Annotated in this window: 12 protein-coding genes; 6 read left to right on the top strand and 6 right to left on the bottom strand. The window is 40.4% G+C overall.

Annotated elements, in window-relative coordinates:
- Window positions 1-328 precede the first annotated feature (328 nt).
- From NO352_RS14250 to NO352_RS14270, 5 genes are all read left to right on the top strand, one after another.
- Window positions 329-2266, top strand: a complete 1938-nt coding sequence (locus tag NO352_RS14250) for an Ig-like domain-containing protein (protein ID WP_289355952.1) — start codon at window positions 329-331, stop codon at window positions 2264-2266.
- A 1178-nt stretch (window positions 2267-3444) separates the two neighbouring features.
- Entirely contained in the window at window positions 3445-4656 is a 1212-nt protein-coding gene (locus tag NO352_RS14255) for a helix-turn-helix domain-containing protein (RefSeq protein ID WP_268600097.1), read from the top strand.
- Between the two features lie 233 nt (window positions 4657-4889).
- Complete coding sequence (locus NO352_RS14260) at window positions 4890-5534, top strand: hypothetical protein (RefSeq protein WP_289355953.1); 645 nt, start codon at window positions 4890-4892, stop codon at window positions 5532-5534.
- 26 nt (window positions 5535-5560) lie between these two features.
- Entirely contained in the window at window positions 5561-5836 is a 276-nt protein-coding gene (locus tag NO352_RS14265) for a hypothetical protein (protein WP_005546291.1), read from the top strand.
- Between the two features lie 166 nt (window positions 5837-6002).
- Entirely contained in the window at window positions 6003-6155 is a 153-nt protein-coding gene (locus NO352_RS14270; RefSeq protein WP_262866629.1) for an aspartyl-phosphate phosphatase Spo0E family protein, read from the top strand.
- A 752-nt stretch (window positions 6156-6907) separates the two neighbouring features.
- Here NO352_RS14270 and NO352_RS14275 read toward each other — a convergent pair.
- A complete protein-coding gene (locus NO352_RS14275) occupies window positions 6908-7033 on the bottom strand; it encodes a hypothetical protein (RefSeq protein WP_005546288.1) in 126 nt (41 codons plus the stop codon).
- A gap of 180 nt (window positions 7034-7213) precedes the next feature.
- On the opposite strand from NO352_RS14275, the gene NO352_RS14280 reads away from it, so the two are divergent.
- Entirely contained in the window at window positions 7214-7483 is a 270-nt protein-coding gene (locus tag NO352_RS14280) for a hypothetical protein (RefSeq protein ID WP_005546286.1), read from the top strand.
- A 100-nt stretch (window positions 7484-7583) separates the two neighbouring features.
- On the opposite strand, the gene NO352_RS25150 is transcribed toward NO352_RS14280, so the two are convergent.
- The 5 genes from NO352_RS25150 to NO352_RS14295 form a co-directional block, all read right to left on the bottom strand.
- Window positions 7584-7790: a helix-turn-helix domain-containing protein gene (locus NO352_RS25150; RefSeq protein WP_081505722.1), complete on the bottom strand. Its 207-nt coding sequence runs from the start codon at window positions 7788-7790 to the stop codon at window positions 7584-7586.
- 20 nt (window positions 7791-7810) lie between these two features.
- Window positions 7811-8503: a hypothetical protein gene (locus tag NO352_RS14285; protein ID WP_005546284.1), complete on the bottom strand. Its 693-nt coding sequence runs from the start codon at window positions 8501-8503 to the stop codon at window positions 7811-7813.
- 135 nt (window positions 8504-8638) lie between these two features.
- Complete coding sequence (locus tag NO352_RS25155) at window positions 8639-8833, bottom strand: aminoglycoside adenylyltransferase domain-containing protein (RefSeq protein WP_410453772.1); 195 nt, start codon at window positions 8831-8833, stop codon at window positions 8639-8641.
- Window positions 8834-8950: 117 nt separating this feature from the next.
- A complete protein-coding gene (locus NO352_RS14290) occupies window positions 8951-11080 on the bottom strand; it encodes a methyl-accepting chemotaxis protein (protein WP_289355954.1) in 2130 nt (709 codons plus the stop codon).
- A 477-nt stretch (window positions 11081-11557) separates the two neighbouring features.
- On the bottom strand, window positions 11558-12526 hold the full coding sequence (locus tag NO352_RS14295) for a stalk domain-containing protein (RefSeq protein ID WP_289355955.1): 969 nt from the start codon (window positions 12524-12526) through the stop codon (window positions 11558-11560).
- Window positions 12527-12530: the final 4 nt, after the last annotated feature.

Raw genomic sequence — 12530 nt, forward strand, 5'->3', positions numbered from 1 at the left:
ATCGTTATGATCACCGTCAACCAAGTTTATAGCATATCAAGGTCATGGACTCTAGCAATCACTCTTATTCTCATGAATTTCAGTTGCTTTCCATTGCTGTTCAAGACTTGAAGTCAACTGAATCACCCTACTCTCTAGTGCTGGATCGTTATACCTACATCATCACATACATACGTAACAGAACATCATTATTATCCAAAATTTTCATCAATGTGACAATATCATTTATTTTTTTCACCGGAGCTTATGGGTAGGCCGTCCCTATCGTGCATGATTAAAAACCGTTCAAGCGTCATACAGAATTATGCAATTCGTGGGATACACAGGAATGATGATCCAATCAATAATCATAATAGAGGCTATCCACACCGCTTGCTTCGACAGCAATCATCAAGCATCATGCAATAATTCATGGAGAGAGGTGCGTCATTTGTTCAACACATGTACACGCTTGATAGCCGCGTGCGTTGCCGGAATCATGCTAACACTCGGGTTACAGGGCACGATGAGTCCAGCATCTGCCGAGCCATCGCAACCGCGGGCTGCCGTGGAATGGTTTAGGGATTATGGAAGCAGTTCCAGAGGGGAAGCGGTCATCCCTACCTCCGATGGCGGTTATTTGACGGTAGGAAGCATTACGGAGAAGAAAATGATCGGGCAAGATAGTTGGTCATATGTCGTTAAGGCTTATATCATTAAAACGGATGTAGAAGGACAGCCGCTATGGGAGCAGAAGCTAGATCATTATTCGTCCGAGAATGCCGCGTACCGGGCGATAGAGACTAGGGACGGAGGATATTTAGTAGTCGGCACCTACAAGTTATATGACGGCAAACCGTTAGACAAGCTATATCTCATTCGGCTGGATGCGTCCGGACAAGTACTGTGGCACAAGGCTGTTGATGATGGACAATTCCACCACACTCCGGTAGCTATTATGGAAACGGATGACGGCAGCTTTATGATTGCCGGGAGAGGGATGTTCTCTGCCATTGCCTACGAAAAGGGCTACATCCTGAAGGTGGATCGCAACGGAGAAAAGTTATGGTATCGAGATTATCGCTTTATCGGCAGCGAATTCTTTGCCGATATGATCCCCGCCAGTGACGGAGGTTATATTGTAGTTGGCGGCATAGGCTATCCGGATTATGAGTCTGGCGATGAGGACGCCATGCTTATGATGAAGCTTAATAAGCAGGGCGACATCGTATGGTCACGGCCGTTCCAAGAACCAAATACGAAACGGCGTGCCTTTTCGATCATCTCTTCCGATGACGGAGGTTATCTGATAGGCAATCGTAAAAAAACGAAGCAGGGTGAAGTCACCATTCTCACCAAGACGGACGTAAACGGTCAGCCGGAGTGGGAAAAAACATATACAGCCCCGAGCCCGGAATCGTTCAGAAGCTTGGTGCGGACGAAAGACGGGTATGCCCTGCTCGGTACAGGCACGTTAAGCGAGAGCTCGGACAGGAAATGGGAATATGCGATAGTCACGTTTGACGTAAACGGCGAGTTGACAAGCCGCGAAGCGCTCCCAGGCCCGCCGCTGAGCGACGTTGGCAAGGCAGCGATAGCTTGCGACGGCGGGTTTATTTTTACCGGAACCGTGAAACGAGGAGAGGTATGGAAGCTTCAGCTCATGAAGCTGGCACCTTTCGAGAACACCCCTCCTACAGAACAGACATTGGCAAGCATTTCTTTCATGGAGAAAGAGATGCAAGTAAAATCAGGCACCAGCATGCCGACTGTACTGCAAGCCGTGTACGGCAATGGAATGGTCAGCGATATATCAGGCGCAGCCGTATATAGATCGGATGATTCCCGTATTGCCGACGTCGACGCGTCGGGTAGAGTCAATGGTCATGAGCCTGGAGTCACTTATATTGGAGCCTCTTATGGAGGACTCAATGCCAGCTTGAAAGTAACCGTGCTGCCAGAGGATTGGGTTGAGCCTGAACCTGCCCGCGGATACCTCCGGCTGGATTCGAACGACTACTCAATAAGTGCCGGCTCCATGATCGATGTAAGGGTCATCCTTTACGACTATTCCGTACATAAAGAAATAGACGTGACCAAGGAAGCAACTTTCCGAAGCGCCAATCCGGACATTCTCGAATGTGATGATGAGGGGAACCTGATTGGCCGTAAGGCGGGATTCACGAAGATCCATGCTGCCTATAGAGGACTCCAAGCGACGTCCAACGTTCAGGTGCTTCGGGCATCCGTTCCGCAAGAAGTGGAACAGCCGGAGCTAGATTTGTAATCAGCCGTAATTCGTATAATCTTTGTTTCAAGTAAAGGCTTAGCTAGAGCACAGAGTTCGGAACTAAAAAATACTTTTCTACCTTACTCCATTCACTCCTATATCGAAGCCCGTGCTCTAGCGTTCATCCTTTTATAGACGAATTATTTCCCGAGCAATAATTTTGTACATATAATTAGGTAGCTTTTCCTTTACAATGACTAATATATCAATATGCTTTGTTGAGGGGTAAAGCATCCCATCGCCATTGAACCGTGTAAATAGATTCCGACTAGCGATTGCGATAATTCACATTTCAAGAGATTCGTGATATGGTCTAAAACAACTTGTTGATTCATTCTAAATGTTTCCCCTGTCTAATAGGTTGTCTCTATTTCTTCGCAGCACATTGACCAATTCCATTTTTACTATACTTCTTAAAATCATAGATGACATGTGTCGGTTCCGGATCGGTATCTAAATTCTCAAAAAGCACGACCAAAAACCCAACGATTGTTCCAGATAAATCGATGAAATAGGGATTCCACCGCTTGTCGCCTTCCCAAAAGTAATCGATGTTCTCTTCGAAGCTTCCATCTTTAGTTTACGTCTTGATCTGTATACAGACTGAAGTCATATAGATAAAATTGATATAGATTAACGAATGATTCCTTCTCTTCAAAGGTAACAGGGACAAGATTGATGTCCATAATTGTCTCCTATCCCAGCTATTATAGGATGATGTCATAGCCTTAATTTAACCGCCTAAATCTATTTATTGTAAATTTCAGCAATTAACTTACTAAGATTCCGTTAATTGTAACACCCTTTACATTACAATTTTGTATAGTAAGATTTGATAGGCTGCTTTGATCCATTAATAAGTCTTTTATATTTATCTTCAGCAACCAACTTGTACCCATTTTGTTCGTAAAAATAATGATTTCTTAGACTTTTTTGTATCGTATCCAACGTCCATAATTTTATTTCTGGATGAAGTTCCTCGATTAACTTCTCGTATGATATTTTTGCATATCAATCGGAGAATTGAAGCTCAAGCCTATTCACCATCCAAAACAAAAGGGTGAGATTATCTCCCTCCGTTTCTTATCTTTGCTTCTAATGTCCTCCCACAATTTACACGACCTTCATAACATAGTAAAATATAGGTGATAAATCCAAAAGGAAGAGGGATTATATTGGAAGTTGCGGTCATCAAAACAATCGGGGAACTTATCCAAGACACCAGACGTGCATCAAACATAACATTAACACAAATATCAGAGCTATCCGGCATTCCAAAGGGGACAATATCACGAATTGAAAACGGAAATGTAAAACGACCGCAATTCTCGACCGTACACCCGTTGGCAAAGGCATTAAATATCCCCTTAGAAACACTGATTGATTATTACGTGGAAATCGAGAGAAGATCAGATTCATTGCTGCATATTCTGCACACGACGATCCAACATAAGAGCAACAACGAACTGATTCAAAAGGTCGCCACCAAGTTCCTAGAATCCTGCAATGAAGATAGCTACGATTTAATCGAAAAGCTTTATCAGAACATCGACTCCATTGAAGATAACTCCATTAAGTTATTATTGTATAATCTCATCATTGAGCACTCGCGTTCACATGGAATGATGCCTTACATCGCCAAAGGAATGTATCAACGATACCTGATTGAGCGAAATGATTTTAGTAAATTGAAGGAAACCTACTATAGTGGAAAGTATATTCTTCATTATGCTGATTTCTTACCCCAACAAGAACGGATCGAGCTGTACTACAAATTAGGCATCCATTCTCTTAATCTAAGACTTTATTCAGAAAGTATTGACCACAGCAAAAAAGTATTAGAATATGGCGAAAGCTTCTATAAAGTAAATGCACTTGGCGTCCTCAGAGACGCACATTTTGCTCTTGGGGAGTATGAAGAGTCGGAGCTTTACTCGTTGCAGTACAAGCAATTTGACTATCCGTACATTCGAGAAAATGCTATTCTTATGGAGGCGTTTATCAACTCCAAAAAGGGTAATATTGAACAATCGATAAATCAACTCCTATTATTTTTGAAGTCGTGCAGTAATGATTCTGTAATTTCTGCTACCAACCAGCTACTCCGTTTGTACTTACAGCAAAATAACCTCGAAGGTGCTAAAAATGTATTAGAAGGTAGCACAATAAACCCATCCATTTTAAACACGAGTAACCCTTTAATCCTTTCTAGATATGCTGATTACCTTCAAATCAAAGGAGAATATTATTTAGCTGTCGGCGATTATGAAGCATGTATTAATTATATGGTGGAAGGAGCTTCTTACTACTCAAAAGTGAACGCTAGAGTTAAAGAAAAGCTTTGTCGGATAATCAAAACGGCATTCACCCATGGTGATATATTATAATCGCGCTAGAAACACCTTAAAGGTGCTTTTTCTTTTATCTTCCGTTTCTTTTTCATCTATTTTCTGGAATAACTGAAACGTATTATATATTCGCCATGTGAGGTTACTCTTTAAATCACCTTAGAAATAGATGATGTATCATTACATAAGTGATGCGCATACAATTTATCGTGATGCTGAGTCCGCCCATGTATAAGAGTAACTTCGCCAAAAAATTCCAGGAGGCGAGTTGCTTGAAGAAGAAATGGATCGTATCCCTATTAAGTGTAAGCATGGCATTCTCGATGTTCGCACCAATGGCATTGGCGGCATCTGTGCCAGAACAGCAGGCTGAGTCACAGAAACAAGGTCACATGCTTCAAATCGGAAAGGATGAGTTCAGCAAAAAGGTTCTTAATGCCATATCAGTCATGGATCGATACATCACGGTCAGTAAAGACCAATTCGTGATTGATCCTGCCGCGAAGAATGTCGTAGGTGCAGACATCTATGAGCATTACAAAAAAGGCATCGATAGCCTTAATGCAGAAGTTCGTCAAGGGACAATTGTAATCCAAAACGGGAAAGTGAGCGTATCAGAAAGATATTCGACTAATGCTTTCAGCAACACTTACTGGTGGGGAGTAGCAATCACTTTTAGCGACTCGGAAACAAAAGCACACGCTCTTGCAATGCGTCAATCAGGTAATACCACCTCTTTCCTTGCTGCTATTGCTGCTTTTATTCCAGGAGGTTGGCTAGCTGCTGTAACTGGTGCCGCTTGGGGTTGGGCTGCAAACTCAATCGCGAATGACTTTGATTATTACAATCGTGGGAACGGTGCAACGCTCAACATTCATTGGTTGCCAGTGATCTATTATGAGGTCACGTCCAACTAGTTGGCATTAACACAGAGGAGGGAGTTATGGAACTCAGTCAATTGGAAACGTTTTTAACTACCATTTCTTTTCTTACTCTATACGTTCTATTAGCCGTATTTGTCATTCACTTCATCTTTAGAAAGAACCTCATAGTTAGGAACTTTATTTACTTGGGGTTTTTGGCAATCGGGCTACTGGTGTCGTATTACAACACGATCTTCAAGAGTGGAAGTAACTGGATTCAATCCATACTCTTTACTGTTGTGTTTATTGGGCTTGTCAGGCAGCAATTGATCTACAAGAAGAAAATGAACAAATAACAGCAATCAAAGGGCACCTCCGGGTGCTCTTTTGATTGCTGTTATTTTGTTTCTTTAATTCTATTATATGGAATATATTGAAACGTACATTATACTTGCCAATGGAAACAATCATGGTAGTGTGTATGTGAGGTGAAACCATATTGATAAGTCGATTAATGACCAAATAAATAATCTAAGGAACAAATTAATCGAAGTCGTAAGGGAGAAACAAAAATTCACAGACGAAGAGGTTGTACGGATAAGCCAGCAATTAGATGAACTCATTGTAAAGCAACAAACTATAAGGTTTCGGAAACGCAAAAACTCCATCAAATAATTGTCATTGTATAACCTGATCATAGACCACTCGAGCTGATTTCTTCCCCCAGCAAGACCGGCTTGAGCTTTACTACAAATTAGGTATTTTAACAACTCTCTGATGTCAATTGACACAAAGTTGCCCTATTAATAAAAAAAACCTTATTCTGAATAAGGGAAATATCTTTGGATTATCCATCATTATGTCCATCAACTGTACTAAAATCATGTCATGAGGTCATGAGGATGAATTGAACAACGCCAAAAACAATTAAGATGATGACAAGAACTAAAACAACTACAATAGTATTAACAATAAACTTCAACTTTTTGTTAGTATCCTGATCGACCATAAATACCACCTCCTACACTTAAGATATTAAATAAAGGACAACATAATATCTTCTGCCGTTAATCCTACGCCCCAAGATACAGTAGATGTGATCATTTTTTAATCAGTGAAATTTACACAAAGTCCTTGGTACCTCCAGTAGGAAATTCCAAGGTCTAAAGAGTTTAAAACCCTTCACAATGAACTCCATCAAGGACGGTGGTCAGCTTGCAATCTACTAAGAAAGTGAGAACATTGTTTATCCTGACCCTAATTATTTTTCCCTTTTTTTATATAGTGCCTAATCAAATCAATAACAAAAACCATAGTCACCAAGTAAACAGACAGCCAAAAAGCTTTAACATAGTCTCCATATTCGATGTAGAAGTAAGCTATTACAAAGTTGGCTATGAAAAAAAATCAAATATGTCAGCATCTAATCATCTCGTCTCAGAACCAGGGACTTTTTCGATGTTCTGTGTAATGTCTGGACTTGCAGATACAGCAGACATGAACAAACTGCAAACCATAAGCAGAGTCAAAGATGCAATAGATACTTTTTTCATCTTCTTATCCCCCCTATAATATGGATATGGTGCATTTATAAAAATCCTAAATGCGATCTAAATTTAACATATGCCCAAGGGCTTGTCTGTCGAATATTGATCCTGTAAAAAATATTTATAGGATTTATGTTCTCGAGATGTCGAATATTGACAATCAATTGTTTTTAGGAGGTTTTGTATTTGCTTATCAAGAGAATTTTTCTGAGCATCTATTTGATCGTAATTACCTTTTTGGGTCTGTTCAAAGTTCCAGTGACTGTAGTTTGGGGAGAAGAAATGAGGTATCATTCTAAGAAATACGTTTCTCTTTGGGAACTGCAAGGAGAACATCAAGTAGATGAATTCTTTGTAGCTTATCAATTGGATTATTTGAGGCTACTATTTGAATTGGGTATCGCTACACTTATTGTTTATGTGCTGTATTTGATTTTCAAACCTGATACAGAATAAAGGATGCCTTTTTCGAGGCATCCTTTATTTTTAAAACAACAAATATACATTAAGGCTTTCTTAAACGTTTGAAGAACAAGTTGATTATCGTTATGTAAGCTCATCTGCTCAACTCGTCCATCTCCGGATGAGGAGTTATAACGACACTTTCGGCGATGTTGGATCGTAAGTTCATGGCCTGCATCAAGCGTAAAACTTTCTTGTGATTTACCCATACACCGTGATCTTGAAGTAGGAACAACTGGTTTTGTGCATATCCATATTTAGCGTCGTTATATAGTCTACGCCTTCTTCTATATAGCTTGATTCCAAATCCCCTTTAAACTATTAATTTACTAGTTGGATAGTAAAGCTTTTTACAATGTTGTCGAACTCTTTCATATCCTCTTTTTTATAACGAGTTTTATCAACGAAGAACATAAGCGTTACGTAATCATCATCCTTTTGAAGGATAGCTATTTTCCCTATAGATCCATCTGTTTTATAATCCAATACTTTTGCATTTTCGCCAGCAATCTTTCGATTTATTTCATTGGAAACGGTATAACCTATACTACTAAGTTTTTGTTGGAGTGCCTTCGTGTATTGTTCTAAGTTCGAATTATTTATTGTCTGCAGAAAAATATCAACACCCATGTAATAATTGCTTACCACTTGTCGTTCGTTGGTTTGATATGAGGCACCCCAGTTTCCGTTCACCATAACCTGATAAAAATTATTGGATTCGCTATTGAACAAATTAAGATATTTGGGCCCACCAATCGTAATCTTATTTTCCTTCTTATTAAATTCTAATTTGGAATTAAGCCCGAAATAATCCGTCATCGACTTGACTGGTAAATATAAAGTTCCCTCATACATTAGTGCCTTTACATTACTGGCTTCATGTCCATTTAAGTCTACCTTTACAGCAGGATACAATAAAGCTTTTACTTCTTTATAATTTGAAGCTGCAAACCCAGTTGCTGTCCCTATAATAAATACAGCCACAAAAGTCGATATGATAATACTCTTTTTCATCTGACATACCCCAATTAATGATAAGATTTTTTCTTAAGTGATTTCAAAATCGTTTTTTCTCTTGGCACGGTGCTGTTGACAAATTCTTGTCTGATGCTCTTCTATTCGCACTTTCATGAGTCTCTGCCGATTTTATCAAACCGTTGCTGATTCAGCGGAGCACTGGATTTCTTGAAGCATATATTCCGTGTAGTTTAAGAGCATCGTTTCGTCGAGATTCAGATCGTCTAATTCATTTCGATACTTGGCAAGACACCGTGCAATTAAGTTATGATAGTCGCTCGGTAAATAATTGAGAGCCCATTTACCTGCTTCCTTCTTGGACGAAATAACCGACTCTTTTACATACCAAAGAACCCGTGATAAATCTTAATACATAATAAAAGCGATTTTTTCTAAAGCGCCGTTGATATCAGTCGAGATCGGTACCCTGAATTACAAACGAACTTAATTTATTATAACGTCATTGCACAATACAAATTTGCTTAAGTCATTCTGCAATTGCTGTGACATATCCCTTAACTCTTTGGCAGAAATTTGGATTTTCTCTGCGGAAACTAGTTGTTCTGCTGTACCTGTAGCCATTATCTCAGCTTCATTCGAGGTACGTTGAGAAATATCAGATACATCTGTAATTGAAGCCGCCACTTCCTCCATTCCAGCTGACATTTCCTCAGTGATTGCGGATACTTCCTGAATTTGTTCACTTACAAGCTTAACCTCACTAAGAATGCCATCAATGGTCTCCTTCGTTCGTGCAATAGATTCCATACCCATACTCGTCTCGATTTGTATCGAATCCATAGCGGATACCGTTTCTCCAACAAGCGATCGAATATCAATCAATAGGTCAGAAATGGATTTCCCAGAGCTCGATGTTTCTTCGGCAAGCGCTCCTATCTCTTGTGCAACTACGCTAAATCCACGACCATGCTCCCCCGCACGTGCCGCTTCAATATTTGCATTTAAGGCAAGCAGCTTTGTTTGCCCAGCAATCTCCATAATTGAATTTATAATTTGACCAATACGTACTGAATGCTCGTCAAGCTTAGCTACAATCTGGGCAGAATCAGCCTGAGCCTTCTTAATACTCACCATTTGATCCACGGTTTCTATCAGTTGCTGATTCCCAATTACTGCATTTTCACTTGCACGAATGGCAACCGAAGCAACCTCAGATGCCGCTTCCGCAACTCGTGTAATCCCAATCGCCATCTCATTCATTGCAGATGCCGCTTCCACTGTCGTTTTCTTTTGTGAAGCTGTCCCATCCGATACTTTCTGCACAGAATCGGCAACCTTGTTCATAGCCTGTATTGATTGATCTGAGATTCCAGTTAGTTGCTGGGAGGATTGAAATGTTGTTAAGGAAATTTGTTGATTTAAACTAAGCACTCGATTCATCGATCTTTGCATTTCATTAAAGGCCGCACCTACAAGCTGCAGCTCATCCTTAGTATTCAGTACAATGTCTTGGGAGAAATCACCCTTCGCCATCGATTCCGCTCTTTGCTTTAAGATACTCACTGTATCCATAACACTTTTAAAGAATGCTACATAAAATATGACTACTAATAGTAAGACTACCACCATAATCAATAATGTTATATTGCGCTCAGCAGTATAGTCATCGATCCGTTTTTGAAGAATATGATCTAATTCCATTATGGCAAGTTTGAATACCTCATCCGCTGTTGTGATCGCAACCGTCCCTTGAGTGAAAAAAGTATCAGGATTCATGTTCATCTCTTGCTTATGTATAATTTCTTGTTCAAGTAAAACGAGATAGTCTTGAATATTTTGTGCAACTTGCCCTCCCTTCTCAACTAGATTCACATTATTGTTACTCTGAGATTCCGCAATTTTGGAAAGAGATTTATTTAGATTGACAAGAGCAGTCTTACTCTCATATTCTTTCAGAAGTAGCTGGATTTTCAACTCATCCGTTAGCGTTCTCGATGCAAGAATACCATTGCCACTTCCCCGGATAAAAGCGGAGTTTTCGATTAATGCAGGCAGTTCCTGAACGACCAATCTCATCAAATAGTATGAATTAATTTCATTATCAAGTGATAATTCAGACTCATCGGCGCTGCTGACAATAAGTTCTTCTATCTGCTCCACCAGTTTTGAATGACGAACAAAACTATCTGCCGCCTTTAAGCTTTTATAAGAATCACGCAGTTCAATCCATTCTCTATGAATAGAAGCCCATTTTTCGTATGACTGGGGTAGGTTTTTCTTCTGGAATTTTGCTTCCATGTGTCCAATCAATTGAGCAATTTCTTGTAGCTTCGCCTCAATTGCGCTCTTTGATTCTTTATTTCCATTCAAGTAACCATTTATAAGCCCACGTTGCTGTTGTACTTGTAGCATGAAGGGCATTATTTCACTGATCTGCTCAACACCAGCTTGTTCGCCTTTGATGAATTTTATTTGAGTTTGCTGTGTCGCGTTCCAATTATATAGAAGGACTACTATTGGAATAATAAATAGTACACTGATGAGCATAAACTTTTGCCCATATTTTAGCCTCGATAGGATCGAAGTAAATGGACTTAATAATTGGTCTAACATACTTTTCTTACCCCCATGATATATTCTCTTAGATGTCCAGTATATTTTACCGATAAAATTCACTGGCATTTGTGATATATATCATAGTCAACCAGCCCTTTTGTGCTGGGATTTTCAACGCTGCACTGAACAAACTCTTATAAGGACACAATCCTAGCTTCAACAGAGTAAGATAATTAAGTGTTCCGTAGATCCGGTGATGATTAAACTAATGAAATAATCATGGACTTCAACGTCAAGTTGTTCATCTGTTTGAAACTGAGCTTGGTTATCGAATTCCGTATAGCGCTCATATCCTCTTCTAACACAAAAAGACACGCCAGCAGCTAGGGATTTCCCCTCACTACCAGCGTGTCTTTTGACTCACCTATAATTCTAACCTTTTTTTTATCTTCTCTTTGTACTGTCTCTGTCTATTTATCTTTTAAACTAACTTATATCTAAACTGAAGCAAGAGCCTCAGTTGATAACAACAACTTACTCTTTGTCGCTAATCCCAACAACGCCTGTTGGGTCTACGCCGAACTTCGCGCCGAAGACATCTTGCAGGGAGTCAAGCGGCATGAAGAGCTTGCCGTCCTTTACGACCGGCGCTTCCTTCAGCTCGACGAACATCTTTGCTACAGATGCATTCTTGTCGTCCTCTTTCAGCGCAATCCATCTCGCTCCGCGCATGAACTCATATGCTCCAGTCTTTTCGTTCTTTTCGACTTTATAGCCAAGCGCCTTACTGATTTCTTCGATTGGCACCATGACGTTGTGTTCCGTCGTGAATACTTCCTTGGAAATCTCGCCAAGCCCTTCGCCATTGACGACAAGCACCCAATGCATGCCGCCGAAGGAATCCTGCGGAAGTTGGTTGGTTTGAACAATCTCAATATGTCCGTCGGCATCCATCGTCACGCCAGCATGCAGTACATCGGAGACGAACTGCAGCGGTACATACAACTGCTTATTCTTAAGCAAGGCGGCCTTGCCCAATTGCAGGATATCCTTCGCTTGTCCATACTCATCCTTGTTCAACACGGCCGTAACCTTCTGCTCTCCCTTAATCGCAGTGACCGACTTGTCCTTCTTATTCCAATCCAGCTTGTAGCCCAGTCCTTCTGCTACTGTGCGTATAGGTACAAGAATATGATTGCCATCGACCTTCACTTGGCTGGCTACCTTTTCGCCGTTAATCGTTACCGACGTTTGAGATCCAACGTTATGTACCCATTTGTTATCCAAGGCTGCGCCGCGTGTCGTGCCTACAATGTCGCCTTTATCGTTATATACAAACTTCTTCACATATTTATCGTAGAAATTCGTTCCTAAGTCTTTCACTTCCATGTTCGTTGTTACAGCTTTTGCATCGACTGGTTGTGCAGCCGGAGCTGCGTACGCTTGTGCGCCCATTAATCCAAGAGCTAATGCTACGGTAGTTGCAATGGTTGTCTTTTTCATCTGT

The organism is Paenibacillus sp. S-12, assembly GCF_030363895.1.
Taxonomy (GTDB): Bacteria; Bacillota; Bacilli; order Paenibacillales; family Paenibacillaceae; genus Paenibacillus_B; species Paenibacillus_B alvei.

Bases quoted from the DNA above. Each gene is read 5' to 3' on its own strand.
- NO352_RS14250 (WP_289355952.1), top strand. From the start codon at position 329: ATGATGATCCAATCAATAATCATAATAGAGGCTATCCACACCGCTTGC.
- NO352_RS14265 (WP_005546291.1), top strand. From the start codon at position 5,561: ATGGAACTCAGTCAATTGGAAACGTTTTTAACTACCATTTCTTTTCTT.
- NO352_RS14290 (WP_289355954.1), bottom strand. From the start codon at position 11,080: ATGTTAGACCAATTATTAAGTCCATTTACTTCGATCCTATCGAGGCTA.
- NO352_RS14275 (WP_005546288.1), bottom strand. From the start codon at position 7,033: ATGAAAAAAGTATCTATTGCATCTTTGACTCTGCTTATGGTTTGCAGT.
- NO352_RS14285 (WP_005546284.1), bottom strand. From the start codon at position 8,503: ATGAAAAAGAGTATTATCATATCGACTTTTGTGGCTGTATTTATTATA.
- NO352_RS14295 (WP_289355955.1), bottom strand. From the start codon at position 12,526: ATGAAAAAGACAACCATTGCAACTACCGTAGCATTAGCTCTTGGATTA.